Consider the following 24700-nt stretch of genomic DNA (forward strand, 5'->3'; position numbering starts at 1 on the left):
CTGCTTGTTTCTTTGACGAGAAGAGCGTACCACTTTTAGCAGTTGGCCTCCTCTTCTACACCTTTCCATGAATGTCGCACTTATTATCTGAAATCGGGAGTAATAAACGTTTTCCATTGCTATTCAAAAGCTCTAGGCAGTTTCCGGCAAAACTATTCACTTGTTCTTCGCTAATTTCAATGACGTTTTTACCTGTCTCCTTAAGTGTTGAAAGCACCACATTTTTGTCGCTTTCTTCTATCATGCTAGTAGCAACAATGGCAAAATCACTGCCCACACACATCATTACGTTGGTGTGGTAAATCGCCGTACCAGCAGTATCAAAGGCGCTAAAACATATAGGCGTTAAACCAATAGCTTTACACGCCGACATTACAGCTCTCTTATTGGCTCGTTGGGATAGGCAAACATAGGCTAGCGCGTTTACATGGTCGATCACCATAGCCCCTGTACCTTCAACAATATCTCCGTCTTCTTCAAGGAAAGATAAATCTTTAGCTTGCTGTACGATATAGTGTTGCTGCAGATAACTGACAATATCGTCACGACGCTCCGCTCGGCGGTTTTCACAGTACATAGGGTAGGTGACAAGCAAACCGTTGGGATGTGTACTTAACCAATTATTTGGAAATACGGCATCGGGCGTGTTTTTCCTTTCTGTTTCAAACACCTCTACCGTTATGTGGTTCATACGTAAAGTGCGAACCATCTCATCAAATTCCGCACACGCATTCTTTGATATTTCCGCTCTATTTCTTCCCGTCGATACAAGGGGCTTCTGAAAACTATTGTCTTTGGCTGTTTGTTCATTGGGGCGAAAGGCACAGGGGCGTACCATTAAAACGGAATTTGGTGTAGTTGATCGTGAGTTTTTGATGTGACTGGCTTGCATATAACGTCCTACAGCCCTTAGCTGAAATATTTCCACTGAAAAGAGCGTGTATTTTATTCTCTGGCGAATTCACTTAACCATGCTCAAGGTGTTGCAAGTTGTTATTTAGTTTAAGCATAATGCTCAATTGTTTTATCATTATGCTTTTCGCTAATTAGTCTTGGATAATGCGTTAATGACTCGACGATTCATTTATCTATTGGGAAAACGACCATGTATGTAGATTTAGATGCGAAAGATCGCGAGATTCTCGATATATTGAAGCGCGATGCGCGAACACCTGTAACCGTGTTAGCTGAAGTCCTCTCGTTATCGCGAAATACGGTGCAAAAACGAATCGACAGGTTAGTAAATTCGGGGGTGATCGACGGTTTTACTATTCGTGTTAACGAGCAGCTGCAACCAGACAAAATAAAAGCTCTTATGTCAGTCGAGCTTGAAGGGCTTAGTACAACACAGCTTATTAGTAAGCTTAGGCAGGTGAATGGTGTTGAGCGGTTTCATACTACAAACGGAAATTGGGATTTACTTATTGTTATAACCGCCGAAAGTCTCGCGCACTTAGATGGCATTTTAAAAGAAGTGCGCGGCGTTAAAGGCGTGCTTAATAGTGAGACGAGTATTATTCTGTCTACTACTGAAAAATAGTGTGTACGCCTTATCAGTCTTAGCAGCTATTGTCGCCATTTATCCATCGATTTACATCATCACTTAAATTTAAGTCTGTGCCCAAGTTAAACTCACCTTCTCGAACGGATACCTCGCTGCCGTAGGTTGAGTGGGTAACGGTGACGTGTAAAAAAGGATATTGCGGGGTGCTCCCTTCTTTACGACTGGCCATGAGTTTGTAGCCGTTTTGTATTGTGTACGTGTTTACGACTATATCGCTATGGATTGGCTGATGCAGTGTGGACCAGCATCGGTTTGCATTGTATTCAATGCGCTCAACTATTTTTTCAGGTTCTTGGTTGGTGGAAATAGAAGAGGTCGGCAAGATCACCATGCAGCCTGAAGCAAATGCCGCTATACAAATTACCAGTATTGCGTGGTTAAATGAGCGGCTGAACAGAATACTGGCTAGCGTTCACCTTGACTCTACCACTTTGCAAATTAATTAAATTTCGGGCTTGCCAGTGGGGATGGCCGATTCTTTTTCGGTGAGATGTGACTTCCAACGCTGCTGTGCAACGTGCGCTTTTACCAGTTCTAAGCATTCGTTTACAACGTTAAGTACTTCTTTATCAAGTGCATCGGCGGTAGGGGTATAGTCGTGCATGCCGACTGAAATGAAATGGTCGATGCGCTCTGCGTCTAAGTCGCTTAACAGATTAACTAGCGATGTGGTCACGATATCGGTGACTGACTCTTCCAACGTATTCTCAATGGTTTTGCCGATAACAGGTAGGTAATGCAGGGAAGAAACTTGTGCATTACTTCTCACCGCTTTACCCACGCTCTTGCGCACGTGCTCCCGTATCACCTCGCCGTGCTCTTCGCTTTGAATTGACTGGCCTAAATGGTTGATAACGCCAGCCATCCATTGGGTAATGACAGGACGGCGGGGGGCCAGTACCTGTGCGTTGATATCGTCTAATAAAGGCGAACCTGCTGAGATGTCTTTTTGCGCATCGCTGAGCACTTTTACAACAATTCGGTCGCTTAACTCTTCGACAAATACATCGTAGTAAAACGCAAAAAAGCGAAAGACCGCGGTTTGATTTAAGTCGATGATTTCGAATTTGTGCAGGCGGTGCAAAATAGAAAATATGCGTAAGAAACGAAATAGGCGGGTAGGTCCAGTAGGGATTAGACCTATGATATCGTACCAATGCAAAAACGGAAAAAAGTACCAGCGTAAGTGTTCTTTACGCACAATAGCTACAACCCACCGGAAGCAAAATTCGCTGAAGAAAATGGCGATAAACACCAAGTCGACCAACAGAAAGTTGTTGTGAACGGGATCGTAAGCACTAAGAAAAGCGGGAAAATACGTGCCCAATAGACCATAGACAAAGTCGGTGGCGTATAAGGCATCGAAAATGAGCCATGTTAGGTTTACAAAAAGTATACCTAACATGACTAAATCTAAGATTAACCAAGGAGTTTCATGACTGTTTCGCAAATTTTCTCGGTTAATTCTTAGCATTTCCTTATCCTGTATTCTGACTTAAAGCGTAACGTAAATGCAGTTAGGCATGAACAGTATTGAACTTTAAGTATTAAAGGTTAGCTTGATGCGTTTAACCTTGTTACGTCTACATAAAGTTTTAGCTTCTGACCAGGTTGTAAATAGCGCTTGGTATTAAGTGAATTCCACTTGCCTATGTCGCTTACTCTAACATTGAACTTGCTGGCTATACGAGACAACGAATCGCCATTTCTTACTGTGTAGGTCACTTTTTTGGTAACACCGTCTTGCGCTTTACCTTCCTGCCAGATAACTAAGGTTTTGCCAGGGTGAAGCATATCGCCAGGGGCCATACCGTTCCATTTAGCTAACTGTTTAGTGCCTATATTGTACTTACGGGCAATATCCCAAAGCGTATCACCAGATTGTACGGTATGACGTACTTTTTGCTTAGACGTGTTGCCGTTCTGCAAGCTGGCTAGACGCTGTTCCTGAGATAATGTGTAGCTGTCCAGTTCTTGAAGTGCTACTGGTACCATTATCGCTTGACCCACGCGGATCATGGACGAGTCTAGCTCATTCACTTTTTTAAGAACTTTCACGGTGGTGTGATACTGCTTTGCGATTTTACCTAAACTGTCGCCGGGCTTCACCGAGTGGCGCACCCAGTTCAATCGCTCTTTTTGATCAATTTTAGCCAGTGCTTGAGAGAACGCGGCAGCCTTATCAAGGGGAAGTATTAATCTATGTGGTCCTTCTGGCGACGTTGCCCAACGGTTGAACCCTGGGTTTAACCCGTGTAGTTCTTTTAAAGACATACCAGCAAGTTCGGCGGCAAACGCTAAATCGACCTGTGAGCCGATATCAACCACTTCGATAACCGCTACATTCTCAACTTCAGGCCACGCATACGCATATTCATCTTTATTTTTTAGAATATCAGCCAGCGCAAGCAATTTAGGCACGTAAGCACGTGTCTCTTTGGGTAAATTTAAGTTCCAAAAGTCGGTAGGTTTACCCGCGCGTTTGTTAGCTTTAATAGCCCTTTGAACGCGGCCTTCGCCACTATTATAGGCGGCAAGTGCGTGCAGCCAATTACCATCGAACATTTCGTTTAGATAGGTTAGATAGTCAAGTGCACCTTGAGTAGACGCAACAACATCTCGACGTCCGTCATACCACCAATTCTGTTGCATACCAAAGCGCTTGCCTGTGCCAGGAATAAACTGCCACATACCAGCCGCTCGGCCATGGGAATAAGCAAAGGGATCAAAAGCACTTTCTACTATTGGTAAAAGCACAAGCTCCATCGGCATGTGGCGCTTTTCAATTTCTTCGGTAATGTAATAAAGAAAAGGCTTGGCGCGTTTTACAACGCGAGCCATATACTCTGGGTGCTTCAGGTACCATTTACGCTGTGCGCTAATGCGTTTGTCGTCAGGGATAGGTAAGGCGAAATTCGCACTTGCACGTTCCCATACGTCAGTAACGACCGCCTGCGTATGCATATCCGGTGTATCGGTAAGCTCAGCGCCTTCTTCTAGCGTATCATCATTGGGGTGAACAACATCAATAACGCCGTCTCTTGCAATTTCACAATCAGAAATGGCTTCTTCGTTGTTATGAATTTCACTGCACGCTTCTAGTGAAGCGGTTTCGTTACTTTCTAATTGTGCATTGTCGTTATTATTATCGGTTAACTGACAACCCGTTAAACCTAGCGCCAATATCAGTGGCGACAGTGGGAAAAACTTCAACTGCATATATGAAGAAACCTCGTGGAGCACTGCAAACCGACTATGTTACGATAATCGGCTTACTTTTGCATCAAAACTCATCTTTCCAGCGGCGAACTGCAGCAAATACCGCTACATCGTCAGCCAGGTTATTTTCGCAATAGGCTTCGGCAGCAGTTTTCACAGAAAGTTCATGAGCCCGTAAAAATGGGTTTATGTTTTTTTGCTCTTTGAGATTACTTGGTAGTGTAGGCTGACCTTGAGCGCGTTTTTCTGCCACCCACTGTGCGTAGTCACACAGCGCTTTATTGTCTGGCTCTACGGCTAAAGCAAACTGGACGTTAGCCTGAGTATACTCATGTGTACAGAACACTTTCGTGGTGTCGGGCAGTCGCTTTAACTTATTCAGTGAATGATGCATTTGCTCTGGCGAACCTTCAAACAATCGTCCGCAACCTGCTGAAAATAACGTGTCGCCGCAAAACAATGCGCCATGCCCGAAGAAAGCAATGTGATCAAGGGTATGACCTGGCACTTCCATTACTTGCAGCGCCATTTTAAAAACAGGTAGCGAGACAGTATCGCCTTGAGAAACAGATTTAGTTATTCCTCTTATGTGATTGCCTCTTGGGCCAATAACTGGCAAATCTGGTACTGCAGATACTAATTTAGCAATACCACCTGTGTGGTCTCTGTGGTGATGAGTGATGAGAACTGCGCTCAGCGTTAAGCCTTTGGCTTTAATAAAGGCCAACACTGGCTCAGCATCACCTGGGTCGACAACAATAGCGCTACTCTCGTTATAAATACACCAAATGTAATTGTCGGTAAAAGCGGGAATAGGATGAATGGCTACGCCTGAAGGAAGTGTTTCTGCCGTCATAAGAGTACCTGCTTGTGTAGGTAGAATTATGCGTTACTATAGGGACTTGTGAAGAGCAGAGCAACCTAAGAGCGCGCAGTGTTAATGAGATCGGCGTTTAAAGCCAAACCGCCACGCTACCCTACAAATTGGAATGATTTCCCCGCCGGAGAGCACATTCGACATGCGGTCAATGCAGTTTGTAGCGATTATGCTGAGCGAATTTTTGGGTATCACTTTGCCAAACTAGGCTCGCTAAGTGCCGATTTAAATCTCGATACCAGCCCAATTCGACACCACATCAATCACGTTCCGTTTAATGACCTAGCTAGCGAGCAGCCACACCACAATGAAGCGAAAGAGGGCTTTCCCAATCACAATGCATCGGGTATATCGTTAGGCGGTGATAAACGCGAACCGAAAATAAGTAGAGAAAACACGGTAGTGGGGCAGTCGCACTGCTTACCCTTCGCCGAAAACAGCATTGATGGCTTTCTACTTGCTAATGAATTAGATTTTGCGCAAGACCCTCACGAAATATTAAGAGAAGTAGACCGCGTTATTACACAAAACGGTTATGTGATCGTAAGTGGCTTTAACCCCTTAAGCCTCGCCGGCATTGCCAAATTTCTACCTGTTAAGCGCGGAAATATCCTACACGATGCACGCTTTTTTACGTCCTATCGCATTAAAGATTGGCTTCAGCTGCTGGGATTTGAAATTGTTGAACAACGTCAAGTGATGTTTTCAACGCTCTTTTTTCAACAAAAATGGAAAGGGGCGGTTAAGCTTCAAGACTATTTAGCATCTTATTTGCCATGGTGCAGTGCGGTGTACGTAATACTCGCGAAAAAGCGGGTTATACCCATGACCGCAATAAAACCCAAACGCAATTTGAAGCCGCGTTTTTCGGCGGTGGGCGCCAGTGTAAGGACCTCTACGATGAATCGCACGCTGCGCTAGTATTGTTAATGTGTATGCCATGTGCAAAGAGAGCACGCCACGCTCTTAACTTAGAAGCAGTGACAGGCGCAAACCACCTTCTAAATTTACCAAGATGTTGTACTAAAACGGATGGCTTTCGCGTTTTTTCGCAAGTTTGAAAGGGGAATAGGAGATAGCATAGACTGCTACCTCCTAACTGAGACGTTAGTCGTTACTCGTTTTATAGAGGTGCACATCTCGCTGTGGATATGGGATGCTAATACCTTCTTCATCAAAAGCTTTTTTAACTTTTTCCTGCATATCCCAGTAGTAAGGCCACAAGTCATCTGTGGCGACCCACGGTCTAAACATCAGATCGACTGAGTTATCGCCTAATCCGCCTACACAAATTCTTGGTGCAGGGTCGGTTAACGAGCGCTCATCTTCTTCAAACAGACGCTGCAACACCTTCTTTGCTTTATCGATATCGTCATCGTAGCCTATACCAAATGTCATGTCGCAACGGCGTTTATCATATACGCTAACGTTAATTAACGTAGCATTAGACAGGCTGCCATTGGGAATAACTATGCGCTTATTGTCAAAAGTGTTAAGTACAGTATAAAGAATTTGTATCTCTGACACTGAGCCTAAATGACCCTCTGCTTCAATGGTGTCACCCACTTTAAAGGGTTTAAAAATCAGTATTAGCACACCGCCAGCAAAGTTCGCCAGGCTGCCTTGTAATGCCAGACCAATGGCCAAACCTGCTGCACCTACGACGGCAATAAATGAGGTGGTTTCAATGCCTATCATTGAGGCAACTGAAATCAACAGCATTACTTTTAGCACCGCACTGATAAGTCCGCACAGAAACTTATTTAACGTGGGATCCTTTTTACCTAGCCGATGATCTAATAGGTTTACAAAACGATTCACTAACCAGAGACCCACCACCAAAGTAAGAATAGCCAACAACAATTTGGGGGTGTAAGTCATCACCAGTGATATAGCTTTTTCGGTTAATTCCGATAAATCGATATTAGTCCCGAAGAAATCTTCCATAAATACCTCTTTTATTAATTAACCACGTTGATTACGTTAAAAAAAGAGGGTTAGATCGCCTTGAATCAAACCGAACGGAACTGCGCTGTGTTTTGACAAGAATTTTCTAGCCGATTTGCCTTAGGCAGATAAGGTTAGTGAGTGGGTAAGTAATTAGTGAGTGAGGAGTGTAGGATGATAAGGCTTATTAGCATACCAAGTTACGTGCTTGCACCTTGATTCTGGTTATATGATTTTTGCTTTATAAATCTAAGCGCCGCTTTGACCGCCCAATAAAAAGGTGACATCCCGTCGCGTTATAGCGCTGAATGTCACCTTACTTTTAAGGGGGCGCTTTACAGCTTACTTAACACGCATACCCGGCTTTGCACCTTCGTGCGGCTCAAGAATGTATAGCTCGTCGCCACCAGGGCCCGCGGCTAATACCATGCCTTCACTCATGCCAAAACGCATTTTACGAGGGGCGAGGTTCGCTACCATTACCGTATGTTTACCGATTAGGGCTTCAGGCGAGTAGGCCGACTTAATACCTGCAAAAACTTGTTTAGTTTCGCCACCTAAATCTAGCTCTAAACGTAAAAGTTTGTCAGCTTTCTCTACGTGTTCAGCTTTAGCAATACGTGCAATACGTAAATCTACCTTGGCGAACTCATCAAACAAGATAGTGTCGCTAATAGGGTCTTTAGCAAGCGGGCTGTCTGGGTCGATAGCCGGTGCTGCTGGCGCTAGGCTTTCTTTTGAATCTTCAACCATGGCGTCGATTTTCTCCATTTCTACACGCTGCATCATCGGCTTAAATTTGTTGATGGCGTGGCCTTTCAATAGGGTTTGCAGTGAATTCCAGTCGAACTTGTCGTTTAGGAATTCTTCTGCTTTTTCTGCAAGTACTGGCAGTACAGGCTTCAAGTAAATCACCAACAGACGGAACATGTTAATACCTAGCGAGCACACATCGTGTGTGAACTGCTGCTTAGCCTCGTCTTTAATGGTTACCCAAGGTGCGTTGTTGTCGATGAACTGGTTTGCTTTGTCAGCAAGGGCCATAATCTCGCGCACGGCTTGGTGGTACTTACGCTTCTCAAATAGTGCAGCAATGCTTTCAGATGCGTTTTGGAACTCTGCAATAAGCTCTGGCTCAATCACATTGTCAGACAATTTGCCGTCGAAACGCTTAGTGATAAAGCTTGCACAGCGGCTTGCAATGTTAACCACTTTACCTACCAAGTCTGAATTCACCTTTTGTGCGAAGTCAGTAAAGTTAAGGTCGATGTCGGTAACACCGTCGCCCAACTTAGACGCAAAGTAGTAACGCAGATATTCTGGGTTCAGATGGTCAAGGTAAGTACGGCCTTTAATAAACGTACCGCGCGATTTTGACATTTTCGCGCCGTTTACGGTTACGAAACCGTGAATATTTACACCAGTGGGCTTACGGTATCCCGCGCCTTCTAGCATGGCAGGCCAGAACAGGCAGTGGAAGTAGGTAATATCTTTACCAATAAAGTGATAAAGCTCAGCGTCTGAGTCTGCTTTCCAGAAATCATCAAACTCTAAGTTGTTTTGGTCGCAGAAGTTTTTGAAACTTGCCATGTAGCCAACCGGCGCATCTACCCACACGTAGAAGAACTTGTTCGGCGCACCTGGAATTTCAAAGCCGAAGTAAGGCGCGTCACGGCTGATGTCCCACTGTTGAAGACCTTCAGTAAACCATTCTTGCAGCTTGTTAGCCATTTCTTCCTGCAGGGCACCTGAGCGGATCCACTCTTTTAACATGCCTTCAAATTTTGGCAGGTCAAAGAAGAAGTGCTCAGACTCACGTAGCACTGGTGTAGCACCCGATACAACGCTGCGCGGGTTCTTTACTTCTGTTGGGCTATACGTTGCGCCACATACGTCACAGCTGTCGCCGTTTTGATCTTCTGCACCACAGCTAGGGCAGGTACCCTTAACGAAACGGTCTGGCAAGAACATTTCTTTTTCAGGGTCGAACAGCTGATTAATGGTGCGCTTGCTGATGTAACCCGCATTATCCAAACGGGTGTAAATTTCTTCACACAGCGCCTTGTTTTCTGGCGAATGGGTTACATAGTAGTTGTCGTAATCTACGTGAAAATCAACAAGGTCTTGGTGATGTTCAGCACGCGTTCTTGCTACCATTTCTTCTGGTGTAATGCCAAGCTCTTGGGCTTTAAGCATAACCGGCGTACCGTGTGCATCGTCGGCGCAAACACTGTAACATTCGTTTCCGCGAAGGCGCTGAAAACGAGTCCAGATGTCGGTTTGAATGTGTTCTAGCAAATGACCTAAGTGAATAGAGCCATTTGCGTATGGCAACGCACTGGTTACCAGAATTCGGCGTTTTTCTGACATAATGACGTTATTGATTCTTTGCGTTTCAAAATGGCTGCAAATACTAGCGGAAAACCGCGTTTTTTGCATTACGTAATTCACACAATTCTACTACTAGTAAGGCATTTTATGTTCTTTTCTCGCAAAGCAGAGCCGGCAACTCAAAAAGTTGCTGTAATTTTGGCCAAGTATTTTTCGTTAGATGTTGAAGATACCTTGCCATGGTGTGCTTTTAGCCAGCCAGAAAATGAAGATGCCGGTGTAACAGTTACTTTGCCGTTTTGTATTGCTACACAGCTAGACGCGCTTAAACAACAAGTGCTTAACCAGCTAAAAGGGAAGCTTGGCGATGAGCTGCTTACGTTTAAACAAAACGTAGCGAGTGGAGAAACTGAAGTAGCACCTGTCACCAACATTAAAAACATCATAGCAGTGGCTTCAGGCAAGGGCGGTGTAGGTAAGTCGACAACCAGTATTAATTTAGCGTTTGCGCTTATGCAAGAAGGCGCGAAAGTTGGGATTTTAGATGCCGATATTTATGGGCCGTCTATTCCCATTATGTTGGGCAACCCCGATGCACATCCTGAAAGCGAAGATAATAAGCACATGCAGCCCCTTATGTCACATGGGCTGGTGGCGAACTCAATTGGTTATTTAGTGCCTCAAGAAGATGCGGCGGTATGGCGAGGGCCGATGGCAAGCAGGGCGTTAAAGCAGTTGCTAGATGAAACCCTATGGCCCGTGCTGGACTACTTAATTGTAGATATGCCACCGGGTACCGGCGATATCCAACTGACGATGGCGCAACAAGTACCGCTGACTGCTTCAGTGGTCGTTACAACGCCGCAGGACTTAGCACTAGCCGACGCTCAAAAAGGCATAAGTATGTTTGAAAAAGTGAACGTACCTGTATTAGGGCTTATTGAAAACATGAGTTATTACCAGTGCAGAGCCTGTGGTACCAAAGACTATGTGTTTTCAAAAGACGGGGGCGAGGCGCTTGCTGAACGCCACGGACTGCCACTTTTAGGTCAGCTACCGCTTGATATCCATATTCGCGAGCATGGCGATGCCGGCACGCCTTTGTTAATTACCTCGCCCGAAAGTGCATTGAGTGAAAGTTATCGCGAGGCTGCTCGCGCTCTGTCTATGCAATTGGCCCTTACTGTTGCGCCACGCAAAGGGGTAGTAAAACACATTAAGGGCAACCCTATTGGCATTGTTGGTAAAGAGTAACTAGCTTGAAATATCTAGGTAACAAATATCAGGAATGCCCGACGGATAGGTAAATTCAGACAGGTGTAGTAAAGGTGAATTATAGCCAGGTTCGATTGCTTAAATTTAAAATTTGATAAAACTATACAAAAATTGCGCAAAAGCAGATAAAACAAGCCTTTGAGCAGTTGAATGCATGCGGCGACATACGCATAATAGCGGCCTAACGAAATGAGGAATACACCATGCGCTTGTGCGACCGCGATATCTACCAACATCTGCAAGATGGAAAAATTAAAATTGACCCTACACCCAGCTACGATCAAATAAGTGGTGTAACGGTAGATATCCGCCTAGGTAATAAATTTCGCGTGTTTGAAGATCACCAAGCGCCGTTTATCGATTTAAGTGGGCCGAAAGCACAGGTTCAAGAAGCGCTTGACCATGTTATGAGCGATGAAATTGAACTAGAAGAGGGTAAAGCCTTCTTTCTACACCCCGGGGAACTGGCGCTTGCTATTACCCACGAGTCAGTAACTTTGCCTGACAACATCGTAGGTTGGTTAGACGGGCGTTCTTCGCTTGCGCGTTTGGGCTTAATGGTTCACGTGACCGCGCATCGAATAGATCCAGGTTGGTCGGGCAACATCGTTCTTGAGTTTTACAACAGTGGTAAGTTACCGCTAGCGCTTCGCCCTAAAATGAAAATAGGTGCACTTAGCTTTGAGGTTTTATCGGCGCCAGCCGAAAAGCCGTACAACGCACGAGTGGACGCTAAATACAAAGGCCAAGCAGGCGCAGTTGCAAGCCGAATCTCGTCAGACGACGAGAGTAAATAAAAGAAACCGTCTTAAAAACACGTTTTTTTCGCAAAAGCGTAGTGCGTTTCCCGCTAATTACTGATAGAAAATATAAGAGCAATAACTAGCACTTATAATAAAGCTATTAGTAACGGGAAGCGCAATGCACACAAACTCTGAACCTTCTTCAGAAACTCTACAACGAAAGCCAACACGTAAAAACAGTATAATTCTATTTGCCTTTATCGCTTCAGTACTATGTGGCTTGGGATTGTGGGCCATTGATCAGCCCAGCGAGATCATTTTTACCGCAGCAATTACGCTGTTTGTCGCTGTGCTCTGGGTGACTGAAGCGCTCCCCATTCCCGCTACCTCACTTTTACCCTTCGCGCTATTTCCGCTATTTGGTGTGTTGTCTCACAGCGAAGCTGCCTCTGCTCTCGGAAGCCACGTTATCATTCTATTAATGGCTGCTTTCATGCTTTCAAAAGGGTTGGAGCGTGCTAACTTACACAAGCGTTTCGCCATTTACATGTTGCGTATAACGGGCAGCGGCAGCCCGCTCAAGCTGGTACTGGGCTTCATGTTAACAACCGCAGTACTCAGTATGTGGATCAGTAATACGGCAACAATCCTAATGATGTTGCCAATGGCTATCGCTATTATCAACGCAGTAGACAATCCGCGATTTGGCGTGGCGCTTATACTTGGTATCGCTTATTCGGCAAGCTTAGGTGGGGTGGGGACACCGATTGGGACGCCACCTAATATTATCTTTATGAGCGTGTATGAAGAAACCCAAGGTATTGAATACAGCTTTATCGACTGGATGAAAACAGGCGTACCAATCGTAATACTAGGCGTACCTATTATGGCCTTATGGTTAGCGCGCGGTATTAAACAAGTGGGGAACATCGATTTACCTGTCCCAGGCACATGGACAAAAGCCGAGAAGCGTGTTCTTGCTATTTTTGGCACTGTCGCTTTAGCTTGGATTTTCAGACCTTTTTGGACTGCTTGGATAGGCATAAGCACAATAAGTGACAGTACTATTGCCGTAGCGGGTGTTGCTGCTATGTTCTTTACAAACAGCGGAAACGATAGCGGTGAAGTAGACGAAAAAGGAAACAACGACAAACTGCTTGATTGGAAAACCGCAAACGATATTCCGTGGGGCATGTTGTTATTGTTTGCTGGCGGTATTTGTATTGCCAAAGCATTTATGTCATCGGGCTTAAGTGTTCTTATGGGAACATGGCTAACGGGACTTTCTACGCTTCCTGTTCTTCTATTGGTACTTGGAATTTGCTTGTTCGTTACCTTCTTGACGGAAATTACCTCCAACACAGCAACATCTACACTATTAATGCCAATTCTAGCGGCCGCGGGTATGGCTGTGGGCGTAGATCCTAAGTTGTTGATGATCCCCGCGGCAATTAGCGCAAGTTGCGCTTTTATGCTTCCAGTAGCTACAGCGCCTAATGCCATTGCATACTCAACGGAAAAGTTCGACATAAAAACCATGGCCAGAGAGGGTGTGGTGCTAAACGTGTTAGTTGCACTGGTAGTAACTGGGGTGTGTTACGTTACGCTGGCCTAGCTTGAACGCGCTTTTGTGAAGGAGATACTCCAATCTCTCTTTTAAAAGCCTTTGAAAAAGAAGCTTCCGTTTCGTAACCATATTGGTTTGCAATGGTAATTAACGGCTTGTTGCTTTGGATTATTTCTGTGCAGGCACAACGCAGGCGCCATTGCGTTAGGTATTTAATTGGAGTTACGCCTGCACAGGCTTTGAACTTTGCTGCGTAGTTAGATTTAGACATATTCGCAATACTCGCCAGCATTTCTACGTTCCAATGTTGTTCAGGCGCGTTATGCAGCGCTTGAAGGCTATTTGCTATGGCCGGATGCAGTAGAGCCCCTAAGGTTGATGAGTACTTGCTCATTAAATGCTTCACAATCAAAAGGAATACAACCTCAGCGATTTTGTTTAGCAGAACCGACGAAGTGAAGGTTGAGTCCGACACTTCTAACGACGCGCTGATAAGTAACTGCAGACTTTCATGCAGCACTCTACTTTCTTTTGATGCTTTTTTAATTATCCAAAATTCAGGCAGTTCTTTTGTTATTACTCTCATTAAAGGGTGCTGATACTCGAAGTAACCGCAAAGTAGCACCGGGCCTTCAGCTCCTAGTTTCTCGCTAACAGGAATAGGGCTTGCGCTAACATTTTTGTAAGTGTGAGTTTTTGTAGGGCTTAAAAGGTGTGGGCTATCAACAGGCAGTAAAACCATGTCGCCTTTTTCTAACAGAACTGGGCCGTCGTCGTTACGGTGTAAGTAGCATTGACCGTGAGTTACGGCGTGAAAATTAATAAAGCCGGTGCCAGAAGTGTCAATTTGCCAGTTACCGCAATATTGTCCGTTGTGAAATACATTGGTGGTTATTTGAAGTTTGTCAAAAAGGCTTTCTAAATTTTTCATGGTGTTTTGGACAAGTATTTAAGCGTTTGGAGCATGTTTGTATAAGACCGAAGTACGTACCATATTCTTCGAACTTATACAGAGATAGTGTGAAAACACTCGAAACACCAATGTGGAGAAGAAATAGCATGAGAGCATTCTTAAAAGGTAGTTTATTTGCAGTTTCACTAATTGCTAGTGGGGCGGTATTCGCTGGCGTTGATACAGAGACCGACGAAAACGGAATTATTTTAGCCGGGCACGACGCTGTAGCTTATTTTACTGAAGGTAAGCCAGTGCTGGGTAAAGCGACTATAACGGCTGTCCACAACGACGCAATTTACCGATTTTCATCGCAGAAAAATAGAGACATGTTTGTAAGCAACCCAGACAAATACGTACCAGCGTACGGCGGCTTTTGTGCCTACGGCGCAACTTTTGGTAAGAAATTCGAAATAAACGGCAAAGCGTTTGAAATTGTTGATGGCGTACTTTATGTGAATAAAGACGAAAGTGTATACAAAGCATGGGCTAAGAACATTCCTACTCATATAAATGAGGCGAATGAAGAATGGCCAGAAATCAAAGATGTAAGTGCAGACGACTTGTAATAAGCTTCGTTTTAGTTGGGTTTTGTTTACCAAATAATCGTTTAGGCGGTTATTTGGTTTTTTTACATTGCAAAGTCGTTGAAATTGAGTAGACTTGTCGGCTCTTTCGGTCGGTGTGTAGCGCAGCCTGGTAGCGCACTGTCATGGGGTGTCAGGGGTCGGAGGTTCAAATCCTCTCACACCGACCAACTTCTTCCTCGCTCTCAGCGATACCCCTAGCTCTAAATTTCGGCTCTACCCCACTATTAGCTTAACTCTCAAGCGTTTTCTATCTAAACATATTTACCAACAAATCAACGAACTGAATCGAACCGTTCGGGCTCTCTCGGGCTATAAACAATAGCAGGCGGGGGCGACGTTCACTTTATGGCACCCATGCATCAACTTTCATCCAAGGCGATTATTCAGAATCTTCTTTTCCTTGATCAACCAACAACGAAAGCGTGTCAATTATTGCATCGAAGGGCTCAATTGTTTGATATCCACGAGAAAGAATTACCGCGCCTTCTAAACACGAAATTACCGTAAGCGCCATTGAATTCGAAAGCACAACAGTTCGCCCGTGAGAAATGAAATGATCTGCAAGTATTGATTGCCAGCGCTTAAAAATACGGGAAATAGCTAACTTGATTTGTTCTTCGTGTTCGTCTTGAGATGCTTCAATGGCTGCGGCGACAATGGGACACCCTTGTTGAAAGTTGGAACGGTGGAGTCGCTCTCGCCACTGATGTAGAAAGGTTTGGAGTCCGTTTCGATTATCTTTATCTAAACAGCCTTTTAGTCTCTCTGCGGCTTTTTCCCCAGCCCACTCTATTGCTTCAGTAATAATTTGAACTTTACCATCGGGAAAGTGATGATAAGTTGAACCAAGGGGGGCGTTGGCTAGCTTCGCCACCTCTCTAATACTCACCCCTTTCAACCCTCTCGTTGATAAAATAGATGCCGCAGTTTCTATTACCCTTTGGCGGCCCTCAGCTGAACTTTTGCTCATACAATTCTCGCTTGTTATAACACTCGTTATAGAGTAGCATCGAAAAATAATTAAGACACTCGTTATAATTTGGTGGGATATGGAAGCAATTGAATTTATTACAAGCGATAACTACCGCCTAAAAGGGTATAAATATCTGTCGGAAGGTGATTTCAAAGGACGGATTATAATTGCCGGAGCAACAGGCGTACCTCAGGGGTTTTATCGTCGGTTTGCATTATTTGCCAGTGAGCGAGGTTTCGAAACTATTACGTTTGACTATCGTGGGATAGGAGAGTCTAAACCCGCAACGTTGAAAGGCTTCAGGATGAACCTATTGGATTGGGGCAAGCAAGATTTGGCTGCGGCTGTTGAAAGCGTAAGTCAGGATGGCGTTCCTCTTTATATTGTGGGTCACTCTTACGGTGGTCATGCCTTTGGGCTATTACCCAATCACCATAAAATATCTGGCTTTTATGTTTATGGAACAGGCGCAGGGTGGCACGGGTACATGCCTTTATCAGAAAAGCTGAAAGTGCTTACAATGTGGAATGTTGTTTTACCAATTTTAACGTGGTGGAAAGGGTATTGCGCATGGCGAGTATTAGGAATGGGTGAGGACTTACCTCGAAATGTGTTTAGTCAATGGAGGCATTGGTGTCGCTTTCCCCATTATTTCTTTGATGACCCTAAGATGTTTGGAATTGAGAAGCTTTACGAGGCAGTTAAAACGCCAATAGTAGCGGTAAATGCACTAGATGACCTTTGGGCCTTACCTCAATCACGCGACGCGTTTGTTAAGTTTTATGCAAATGCCCCTGTTACTCGTGTCGATTTACATCCCAATGCGTTATCTGGCGCTGTTGGCCATATGGGATATTTTAGAAAGAGTGCTGAACCGTTATGGCAAACTACCTTGGATTGGTTCGCCGGATTAGATTCTTAAGGCTATTAGAGAAAAATAGATAATGAGAAAGAGCACCCACACGGGTGCTCGATATTTCTAATCGTTACGTGCATTTAACGTATCGAAAAGCATCAATAGAGAACCCGCCATAAACATCCATACTCCAGCGGTTGCAAATTTGCTGAAGGCTGGCAAGAAAAGGGTGCTTCCCCAAAAAAAGCACAAGCAGGCGGCTACACCCAATTTGTTATTTTGTACTTGTTTCATGATAGTCATTTTCACGTCTTCCTTACTACTAAATAGAAGGTTGAAACTGAAGGCTTACTGAAATACGGTTCCAGCTATTAATTTGAAGAATAATAGACGTGAGTTCTATCAGCCCTTTTTTTCCGAAGGTGCTTTCTACACTGTTATACATTTCTTCAGTAATAGTGGAAGAGTGGATAAGCGTTAACGCTTCCGTCCACGCTAATGCTGTTCTCTCTTCAAAACTGAAACAATCTAGCTCTCTCCATGCAGACAATACATCAAGCCTTGACTGATTTTCATCAGACTCTCTCGCTTCTTCGGCGTGCATGTGTTGGCAGAAGCCGCACTGATTAATTTGTGACGCACGAAGCTTAACTAAATGTATGAGTTTATGACTTAAAGTACTTTTGACTGAAGGCTTAACCAAGCCTGTGAGGTGTTCAAGAATATGGGGATATTCAGAATATAGCTCAGATTGTGTAATACGTTTTTTCATAGTGATCTCCTTTAAACTGCGGAGAACTATAAAGTCTAAGCAAAACGCTTAATTGTAAATTTGCGACAACTTTCGCTTTCTATACTGAAGGGGCGTTTCCAGCGCGAAATCACTAAACGAATGCGTAAAGTGCGCTTGATCGAAGTAACCACATGCCAATGCGACGTGGCTCAGCGCTTGAGAATTTGAGGTTAATAACGATCGAGCATGGCGTATTTGAGCAAATTGATACAGTTTGTTTGGCGAGAAACCAAAGTTAGTGCGAAATTGGCGCTCCAGCGTTCTTCGGCTGACGCCGAACTGATCGGCAAGATGTTGTGGGGGCACCAGTAAATTCATCGACTGATAAAGCATGCGCTCCCATTTCTGAAAGGCTCCATCAGTATTTTCTGCTAGCTCAATCAACCAGTGCTGTATTGCTAAGCACTGCTGACTAATAGTTTTTCCAATAAGATAGGCTTGCAGTCGTTGATAGGAATCACGCTGCTTAACCATAGCCAACGCGATGTCGATTTGTTGGTTTTTACTGTCATCAAAGGTTAAACCGAACAAGTATTTCAAGGCACCGGGCCTAAATCTTACACTTATTTGTCTGCAAGCCAGTTCCCACGGCATGGCGCAGACCTGAGTATGGTAAAACAATTGTGCTTCACAGTTAGTTTGATCGAGATAGAAAGTCAAACTAGCACCGGCATCGGGATAAAATTTTTCGTTTAGGGTTGTAGCTGAGCCTTCTGGGTTATCAATCACCCATATACATTGTACAAACCGTTTTATGGAAGCAGCAGGGGTCACGAAACCAATATCAATCTGCTTAAAGCTAGCGGCAGGAATAATTTCGTTGTTGGTTGAAGCGTCCATAAACGTTGGTTGCGAGTCTAGAGTTAAATCAGTGAAGCTTTATATTACCCCTGTCGCGTGCCGTATCAAGACAAAGTTTCACGTTTAGTTAGCGTAGCGACCTAAAAAGCTTGTTATAGATTTCACCACGGCTTCAGCACTTTCAATTTGCGGATAGTGCCCAATTTGCTCGAGTTCAACTACGTCTGCATTGGGAATGAGTTGTTTGTACCGCGCCACCATATGCGCGCCAGAGATCGGATCAGCCATACCTGCGGTTAGTCGAAGAGGGGCATTGGCATTTTGCAGTGCACTTACCCAGCGCTCTCGGTATTGTTTACGCTGCTTCATATAGTCCAAAAGCAAGTGCATGTGTTGGTGACCATTCTGTTTTATTCAAAACTTGCTGACCGTCGACGTTTAAAAAGTGGCCGGAACTTCGCCATTGTGAAAGTCGCATTTCTACATGCCTTGTCATGCTTTTGTATTTAGCTTGCCCAGCCTTTGATGTTAGGTCTGTCGTGAGGGCGACATTTTAATAATGTCGCGCGCTGCACAGGGAACTTATAACGCAGGGTATAGGTAGTGGAAAATGAGAGGCGCGCTAGTCTTCAACCGGAATACAGACGGTTACTTTCGTTCCCTCTCCAGGGGTTGATGTTAAGTCAATCTCACCGTTAAATTTTTGTCGTACTAAGTTGTATAAAATATTTAGGCCCAGCCCTGTACCGCCTTTATCACGAGCCGTGGTGTAAAATGGCTCGAATACCTTCTTGTGAAGCGCCTCTGGTATGCCTTTGCCATTGTCTTGTACGCTAATCACAATGCCTTTGGTATCTCTACTGCAGCTCACACTCACTCTATTTACATCGTTATTTACCGATGGACCAAAAGCGTGACGCTGAGCATTCGATATTAAATTTGTTAACAATTGGGCAATAATGCCGGGACAGGTGGTTATCATCAAATTGGGCGTAACGTCTATGCTAAGCTCGACTTGTTCTTTGCGAAGCATGGGTTTTAACGGGTTACAGACTCTAGGGATATATTCGTCTAACGCAATTTCTTCTATTTCTAACGACGTTTGGTCAGCAGAAGTGCGCTTAAAGTCTTGTACTAAATTCGCTGCCCGCATCAGGCTCGTTTCAGCCAAGTTTAACCCTTCAGAGCAAATAGCTTCAAAGTCTTTAAAACCCTGCTCGGTTAATTCATCGTTTTCGAAGTCTCGATAGATGTCTTTTAGTTCTTCTTTGCAGTTACTGACGGAGGTGAGTGCAATGCCTAACGGCGTATTAACTTCGTGAGCAATGCCTGCGACTAGATTTCCTAACGCCGCCATTTTTTCTGACTCGACGAGCTTTTCTTGTGCAGCCTCAAGTTCAGCCGTGCGGTCTATTACTTTTTGCTCAAGGGTTTGGTTGGCCTCAATTAGCCTCTGCTCGTAATCTGCGCGCTCATTTGCACTCACTGCACGCCCGTAAAGGTCTGCCAGTGACGCCGCAAATACAACTTCATCGGAATGCCATTCACGGGCTTTGCCTTGGTGTTCACAGCAAATTATCCCAATCATTTTGCCGCGGTGGCGAATAGGGACATCAAGCATAGAGCTAATCCCAAGCGGCGTTAAATACACTTCTGCAAATTCAAATGTTGCAACATCTGTTAATGCGTCGTGGGCCGCAATGGTTCTCTCTGAATCTAGCGCCTCGAAATAATGAGGAAAGTCTTTTCGGGTAAGTACTAAGCTTTCGTGGTCCAGGTCATTACCCTTATCAATGAGCAATGTGCACTGTACCAGTGTTTGCATTTCATCATACAACCAAATGCCAGCTCGAGTAATTTGCAAACCCTCACACACCGAGTTGATAATAAGTCTAGAGGCAACGTCTAATTCACCTTTATCAATATCTGCGCTTTGGCTAACGCGTAATAAGATTAATTCTAGCGTTTCTTTCATTCATCTTCGTCCGGTTCTGTGGCTCGGATTTCAAGGATCCTGTCGAAGTGCTCTATCATAATGTGGGTGATTAGCGGGTCGAATTGTTTCCCGGAATTCTCATGAAGATAGGCTTTTACTTCCTCAGGACTCCATGCCGGTTTATAGCAGCGCTTAGATAGCAGTGCGTCGACAACGTCGACAATTGCCATAATACGGCCCTCCACGGGAATGTCGTCTCCAGCTAATCCTTCAGGGTAACCTTGACCATCCCACCGCTCATGATGCGTTTTCGCAATGATGGCGCCCATTTTAGCAACGATGCGATCAGATCCCGCAAGTAGCTCGTAGCCTTTTTGTGCATGGGTCTTCATGATCTCCCATTCTTCGGGGTCGAGTTTGCCCGGTTTATGTAAAATAGTTTCAGGGATGCTAATTTTACCCACATCATGAAGTGCGGCTGAATACCGTATGGTCTCAATAAACTCTCGGCTCATGTGAAGCTTTTCAGAGAGAAATTCGGTCATAAGAATGACCCTTCTCACATGACCACCGGTCTCTTTACTCCGCATTTCGATTGCGTCGCTAAGCACCATAATGAGTTCTTTTTGAGTTTTTTGTATGTCTTCTTTTTGCGTGAGATTTTGGAATATTACCGCCACATTAGAGGCAAACATCTCTAAGGTCTTGCGCTGCAAAGCATCAAGTGGATGATGTAGTTTAACATACAAGATGTTGTGACTATCTTCTCCAGTAGGATAGTAGCCAATGAAAAGATCGTTAGACTGATAATGGCTTTTACTTTTTAAGACTTGTTTGATTTCTTCTTCAATGCTTTCAGGAATTCGGCTTGAAATTCCAGGTTCGCATAACCCAACTAAGTCGCCGCTGGCGCCCAGCACTGTCATGGTCGTATCGCCATATAAGTCGGTGTGCTGAGTAGACAAGTAGAGTACAGAGTTGTTTAGGTTCAGCAGTGTAAGGGTTTGTTTCAACACTGCCGTGCCAAATTGGGCTAAAGATTTACTGGCTAAAACGGAAGACGAGGATTTTAAAACGTCTTCCATACCGCGCTTACCTTGCTCAATGGTCTGAATATCCCGATATGACCGTATTGCTGTGTATACGCATGATTTAAGTTTAAGCGATGACAACTCGGTTTTGGCTTTGTAGTCGTTTATGTCGTAACGCCTGATTACCTCTTCTTCCGGCGCCTGACCAGGTTGACCTGTTCTCAGAATAAGGCGGGCGGTATGGTTATTGAGCTCGTTGCGAACGGCATCAACCAAATTCAAACCCGCATCGTCAGTTTCCATTACCACATCAACGAAAGCGAGAGCGATGTCTGGATTTGCTTTGAAAAGTGCTAGGCCTTCAGCGCCACTGTGAGCTGATAGAAATTCAACCCCGCGTTTTTCGAAATTAAATTTCCGCAGAGTGAGTTTAGTGACCTCATGTACGCCTTCTTCATCATCGATTATGGCTATTTTCCATGGAGCTTGGCGAGAGGTGGATTGTTCTGTTTTTGACTTCTTAAATAACGACATACATAGCGCTATAAACGTTTAGATACATTAAACGTAAGCCACAATTTTCAATCTCGCAAACTTACTCGGCAAGTTTTGTTCTAAAGTTCAATGAGCATATTTTGATGACAGAAGTCTCTTAATCATCGGTTAGACGTGTTTAAGGCAAGTATTAAAAATATGCCATGTTTGTTAAATTGTGGAGCCCAGCAGATTCCAGTAAGAGAAAACTGCTGGGCCGCGATACCTTACAACAATAGCGTTTAGCTATCTTCGATAGGGGTATTTTCAGTAATCGGTACCGTATTTACGTCGGTATCTAAGCTTTCTACCGCATTTCGTACGCCTGCGGCGTAGTCTGGATGTACCTTTTCTAGCACGGCGTACCAACGCTCTTTTACGCTATCTGAGCACGGGCCCATTGCGGCAGCGTAGTTTTTATACAGCCGTTCTTTTTGATCATCAGAAAACATCTCATACAATTTTCGCGGCTGCACATAATCCACATCTGCTTCATCTTGATGATATCTATCAGCGTCTCCATCAATGCGAAGCGGAGGCTCTTTCACTGAAAAGTCAGCCACCGGACCTTCGTATTGATTGGGCTCATAGTAGGCGTCAGGGTTACCAAAATCATTGGTAAAGAAGCGCATTGCGCCGTCTTTGTGATAGTGGTTTACCTTGCTATTTTTCGGCGCGTTAGCGGGGAGTGCTTCATAGTGTGTGCCCAAACGATAGCGATGGGCATCAGCATAAGAAAATATGCGAGCCTGAAGCATTTTGTCAGGGCTAAAGCCAATACCAGGGACAACATTTGACGGACTAAATGCTGCGTTTTCTATCATTTGAAAGTAGTTTTCTGGATTTCTGTTCATTTCCAGTTCGCCAACTTCAATAAGCGGATAGTCATCGTGCGGCCACACCTTGGTTAGGTCGAACGGGTTATAGCTTTGCTGTCCTGCTTCCTCTTCTGGCATGGCCTGAATGTACATTGTCCATTTTGGGAAATTGCCTTCTTCAATGGCGTTATATAGCTCTTCTTGATATTTTTCCCGAGTGCTTCCAATGATTTTTTCAGACGTTTCATTGGTGTAGTTTTTAATGCCTTGTTGAGTTTTGAAATGGAACTTCACCCAATGACGCTTGCCTTCCTTATTCCACATGCTGAAAGTGTGGCTGCCATAGCCGTTCATGTGCATAGGTGACACCGGAATACCACGGTCTGACATTAAAATGGTAACTTGGTGCACGCTTTCTGGCTGTGCAGCCCAAAAGTCGAACATGGCTTCTGGTGAGCGCAGGTTAGTTTTCGGATGGCGTTTTTGCGTACGAATAAAGTCAGGGAACTTGTATCCATCGCGAATGAAGAAGATAGGAGTATTATTACCTACCATATCCCAGTTGCCTTGTTGTGTGTAAAACTTCAAGCTAAAGCCTCGCACGTCACGCTCGGTATCAGCTGCGCCTGATTCTCCTGCTACCGTAGACCACCGGCTTAATACTTCAGTTTGTTTACCCACTTCTGAGAATAAGTCAGCGCATGTGTAATCGGTAATGTCGTGCGTGACCGTAAATGTGCCCTGTGCACCCCAGCCTTTCGCGTGAACGACACGTTCTGGAATTCGTTCGCGGTTTTGATGCGCTAACTTTTCGATTAGTTGATAATCTTGTAAGAGGGCGGGGCCGCGCTCTCCTGCTGTTTTAGTGGTTTCGTTACTTACTACGGGGGCGCCTGCCGACGTGGTTAATTGCGGTTTCTTAGCCATTATAAAACTCCTTTCGTATGCTTTTTTTGAAAGCCAAACTTCCATAAACATCATGTGTGCCTGACTCATGACATGCTTTTGCTACGCACTGCTAAATGAAAGGGTTTACAAACTTCTATATATATCTATAAAAACAAACAATCTGAATTAGGTTTGCCACCTATTGAAGAGCAAACTCGTCGTGTTTACTCTAACTTAACAAGTTCAATTACCGCGTTTAAGGAAGTGTATGAATTTTGCCGAGTTTGCAGCATCAAGAAAGAGTGTTAGAGGGTTCACTAAACAGCCCGTTACTAAGGAAACAGTAAACGCGATTATCAACGCAGCGAAGTGGGCGCCATCGTCCTATAACACGCAAACCTGGAAAATTCATGCAGTAACAGGCGACGTGCTTGATAAAATTCGTGAAGGCAACACCAAAAATACACTTGAAGGTAAACCGCACGTTCGAGACTTTCCCTACAAAGAGGACTACGAGGGGATTCACCGTCAGCGTCAAATTGATGTAGCCATACAGCTGTTCGACGTAATGGGAATAACCCGAGAAGACAAGGAGAAGCGTATGGATTGGATGATGCGCGGCTTTAGGCAGTTTGATGCACCCGTTTCTTTGGTGCTTACCTATGACAAGGCTTTAGAGCCAGCAGGGATCACCCAGTTTGGTTTAGGGTCGCTGGCGTATGGCATTGTGCTAGCTGCATGGGACTTAGGGCTTGGTTGTGTTATCAATGGTCAGGGCATTATGCAGTCCGATGTTGTACACAAGCACGCTAACATCCCTGATGATGAGGCCATTATGATTTGCATAGCTTTAGGCTATCCAGACCCAGAGTTCGCTGCAAACGAGGTTCGCTCAACTCGCGCCAACAACGAAGAGTTTGTGACGTATCACGGGTTTTAGCGTTTTTCGATTTAGGCAGATTGTTATTTTTTCAGCAAGCCAATGCTGCGTTAAGCCATCGGCAT

General features: G+C 44.6%; 25 protein-coding genes and 1 tRNA gene. 10 read left to right on the forward strand and 16 right to left on the reverse strand.

The window, feature by feature from the left end:
* Nucleotides 1-55: 55 nt before the first annotated feature.
* Nucleotides 56-892 carry an arginine deiminase-related protein gene (locus BIZ39_RS02510; RefSeq protein WP_187446262.1) on the reverse strand — a complete coding sequence of 279 codons (837 nt, stop codon included), beginning with the start codon at nt 890-892 and terminating at the stop codon, nt 56-58.
* A 213-nt stretch (nt 893-1105) separates the two neighbouring features.
* Between BIZ39_RS02510 and BIZ39_RS02515 the strand changes: the two genes are divergently transcribed.
* Nucleotides 1106-1540, forward strand: a complete 435-nt coding sequence (locus BIZ39_RS02515; RefSeq protein WP_187446263.1) for an Lrp/AsnC family transcriptional regulator — start codon at nt 1106-1108, stop codon at nt 1538-1540.
* Nucleotides 1541-1559: 19 nt separating this feature from the next.
* On the opposite strand, the gene BIZ39_RS22140 is transcribed toward BIZ39_RS02515, so the two are convergent.
* On the reverse strand, nt 1560-1733 hold the full coding sequence (locus tag BIZ39_RS22140; RefSeq protein WP_262385686.1) for a hypothetical protein: 174 nt from the start codon (nt 1731-1733) through the stop codon (nt 1560-1562).
* Nucleotides 1734-1830: 97 nt separating this feature from the next.
* Here BIZ39_RS22140 and BIZ39_RS02525 point away from each other — a divergent pair, with 97 nt between their 5' ends.
* Nucleotides 1831-2010 carry a hypothetical protein gene (locus BIZ39_RS02525; RefSeq protein WP_187446305.1) on the forward strand — a complete coding sequence of 60 codons (180 nt, stop codon included), beginning with the start codon at nt 1831-1833 and terminating at the stop codon, nt 2008-2010.
* Here the strand turns inward: BIZ39_RS02525 and BIZ39_RS02530 are convergent.
* The 3 genes from BIZ39_RS02530 to gloB all read right to left on the reverse strand — a co-directional run bounded on the left by BIZ39_RS02530 (nt 2007) and on the right by gloB (nt 5639).
* Nucleotides 2007-3038 (reverse strand): hypothetical protein, encoded by a 1032-nt coding sequence (locus tag BIZ39_RS02530; RefSeq protein WP_014976870.1) that lies wholly within the window; start codon nt 3036-3038, stop codon nt 2007-2009. The genes BIZ39_RS02525 and BIZ39_RS02530 overlap by 4 nt on opposite strands.
* An 80-nt stretch (nt 3039-3118) precedes the next feature.
* Entirely contained in the window at nt 3119-4783 is a 1665-nt protein-coding gene (locus BIZ39_RS02535) for a LysM peptidoglycan-binding domain-containing protein (RefSeq protein ID WP_187446265.1), read from the reverse strand.
* 64 nt (nt 4784-4847) lie between these two features.
* Nucleotides 4848-5639, reverse strand: a complete 792-nt coding sequence (gloB, locus tag BIZ39_RS02540; RefSeq protein ID WP_039225290.1) for a hydroxyacylglutathione hydrolase — start codon at nt 5637-5639, stop codon at nt 4848-4850.
* Between the two features lie 84 nt (nt 5640-5723).
* Here gloB and BIZ39_RS02545 point away from each other — a divergent pair, with 84 nt between their 5' ends.
* Nucleotides 5724-6581, forward strand: coding sequence for a class I SAM-dependent methyltransferase (locus BIZ39_RS02545; protein ID WP_187446302.1), 858 nt, complete (start codon nt 5724-5726; stop codon nt 6579-6581).
* Nucleotides 6582-6767: 186 nt separating this feature from the next.
* On the opposite strand, the gene BIZ39_RS02550 is transcribed toward BIZ39_RS02545, so the two are convergent.
* Both BIZ39_RS02550 and metG read right to left on the reverse strand, forming a co-directional pair.
* Nucleotides 6768-7607 carry a mechanosensitive ion channel family protein gene (locus BIZ39_RS02550; RefSeq protein WP_039225292.1) on the reverse strand — a complete coding sequence of 280 codons (840 nt, stop codon included), beginning with the start codon at nt 7605-7607 and terminating at the stop codon, nt 6768-6770.
* Between the two features lie 342 nt (nt 7608-7949).
* Complete coding sequence (metG, locus tag BIZ39_RS02555) at nt 7950-9977, reverse strand: methionine--tRNA ligase (protein ID WP_187446266.1); 2028 nt, start codon at nt 9975-9977, stop codon at nt 7950-7952.
* Between the two features lie 108 nt (nt 9978-10085).
* Between metG and apbC the strand changes: the two genes are divergently transcribed.
* The 3 genes from apbC (at nt 10086) to BIZ39_RS02570 (ending at nt 13571) form a co-directional block, all read left to right on the forward strand.
* Nucleotides 10086-11192, forward strand: a complete 1107-nt coding sequence (gene apbC, locus BIZ39_RS02560) for an iron-sulfur cluster carrier protein ApbC (protein WP_187446267.1) — start codon at nt 10086-10088, stop codon at nt 11190-11192.
* Between the two features lie 224 nt (nt 11193-11416).
* Nucleotides 11417-12010, forward strand: a complete 594-nt coding sequence (dcd, locus tag BIZ39_RS02565; RefSeq protein ID WP_014976864.1) for a dCTP deaminase — start codon at nt 11417-11419, stop codon at nt 12008-12010.
* A gap of 124 nt (nt 12011-12134) precedes the next feature.
* The gene (locus BIZ39_RS02570) at nt 12135-13571 is read left to right on the forward strand and encodes an SLC13 family permease (protein ID WP_075177467.1); all 1437 of its coding nucleotides are present in this window, start codon (nt 12135-12137) and stop codon (nt 13569-13571) included.
* On the opposite strand, the gene BIZ39_RS02575 is transcribed toward BIZ39_RS02570, so the two are convergent.
* Nucleotides 13558-14454, reverse strand: coding sequence for an AraC family transcriptional regulator (locus tag BIZ39_RS02575; protein WP_187446268.1), 897 nt, complete (start codon nt 14452-14454; stop codon nt 13558-13560). The two genes, BIZ39_RS02570 and BIZ39_RS02575, sit on opposite strands and share 14 nt — an antisense overlap.
* A gap of 128 nt (nt 14455-14582) precedes the next feature.
* Here BIZ39_RS02575 and BIZ39_RS02580 point away from each other — a divergent pair, with 128 nt between their 5' ends.
* Both BIZ39_RS02580 and BIZ39_RS02585 read left to right on the forward strand, forming a co-directional pair.
* On the forward strand, nt 14583-15044 hold the full coding sequence (locus BIZ39_RS02580) for a YHS domain-containing (seleno)protein (RefSeq protein WP_187446269.1): 462 nt from the start codon (nt 14583-14585) through the stop codon (nt 15042-15044).
* Nucleotides 15045-15155: 111 nt separating this feature from the next.
* Nucleotides 15156-15232, forward strand: a tRNA-Pro gene (locus tag BIZ39_RS02585).
* A 212-nt stretch (nt 15233-15444) separates the two neighbouring features.
* Here BIZ39_RS02585 and BIZ39_RS02590 read toward each other — a convergent pair.
* Nucleotides 15445-16035, reverse strand: coding sequence for a TetR/AcrR family transcriptional regulator (locus BIZ39_RS02590; RefSeq protein ID WP_049586899.1), 591 nt, complete (start codon nt 16033-16035; stop codon nt 15445-15447).
* Between the two features lie 79 nt (nt 16036-16114).
* Here BIZ39_RS02590 and BIZ39_RS02595 point away from each other — a divergent pair, with 79 nt between their 5' ends.
* Entirely contained in the window at nt 16115-16960 is an 846-nt protein-coding gene (locus BIZ39_RS02595) for an alpha/beta fold hydrolase (RefSeq protein WP_187446270.1), read from the forward strand.
* Nucleotides 16961-17017: 57 nt separating this feature from the next.
* Here BIZ39_RS02595 and BIZ39_RS02600 read toward each other — a convergent pair whose 3' ends face one another.
* From BIZ39_RS02600 to BIZ39_RS02630, 7 genes are all read right to left on the reverse strand, one after another.
* Entirely contained in the window at nt 17018-17197 is a 180-nt protein-coding gene (locus tag BIZ39_RS02600) for a YrhK family protein (RefSeq protein ID WP_069944538.1), read from the reverse strand.
* 19 nt (nt 17198-17216) lie between these two features.
* The gene (locus tag BIZ39_RS02605; RefSeq protein WP_171337625.1) at nt 17217-17666 is read right to left on the reverse strand and encodes a carboxymuconolactone decarboxylase family protein; all 450 of its coding nucleotides are present in this window, start codon (nt 17664-17666) and stop codon (nt 17217-17219) included.
* 48 nt (nt 17667-17714) lie between these two features.
* On the reverse strand, nt 17715-18527 hold the full coding sequence (locus tag BIZ39_RS02610; RefSeq protein ID WP_187446271.1) for a helix-turn-helix domain-containing protein: 813 nt from the start codon (nt 18525-18527) through the stop codon (nt 17715-17717).
* A gap of 84 nt (nt 18528-18611) precedes the next feature.
* Complete coding sequence (locus tag BIZ39_RS02615; protein ID WP_262385687.1) at nt 18612-18878, reverse strand: alpha/beta fold hydrolase; 267 nt, start codon at nt 18876-18878, stop codon at nt 18612-18614.
* A 232-nt stretch (nt 18879-19110) separates the two neighbouring features.
* A complete protein-coding gene (locus BIZ39_RS02620) occupies nt 19111-20463 on the reverse strand; it encodes a sensor histidine kinase (protein ID WP_014979636.1) in 1353 nt (450 codons plus the stop codon).
* Nucleotides 20460-21989, reverse strand: a complete 1530-nt coding sequence (locus BIZ39_RS02625; protein ID WP_014979635.1) for a DUF3369 domain-containing protein — start codon at nt 21987-21989, stop codon at nt 20460-20462. The genes BIZ39_RS02620 and BIZ39_RS02625 overlap by 4 nt, the downstream gene beginning before the upstream one ends.
* 242 nt (nt 21990-22231) lie before the next feature.
* On the reverse strand, nt 22232-23734 hold the full coding sequence (locus tag BIZ39_RS02630; protein ID WP_039225577.1) for a catalase: 1503 nt from the start codon (nt 23732-23734) through the stop codon (nt 22232-22234).
* Between the two features lie 229 nt (nt 23735-23963).
* Between BIZ39_RS02630 and BIZ39_RS02635 the strand changes: the two genes are divergently transcribed.
* Nucleotides 23964-24635 (forward strand): nitroreductase, encoded by a 672-nt coding sequence (locus BIZ39_RS02635; protein WP_187446272.1) that lies wholly within the window; start codon nt 23964-23966, stop codon nt 24633-24635.
* The last annotated feature ends 65 nt before the right edge of the window (nt 24636-24700 follow it).

The organism is Alteromonas sp. BZK5, from assembly GCF_014349115.1.
GTDB classification, from domain to species: Bacteria; Pseudomonadota; Gammaproteobacteria; order Enterobacterales; family Alteromonadaceae; genus Alteromonas; species Alteromonas macleodii.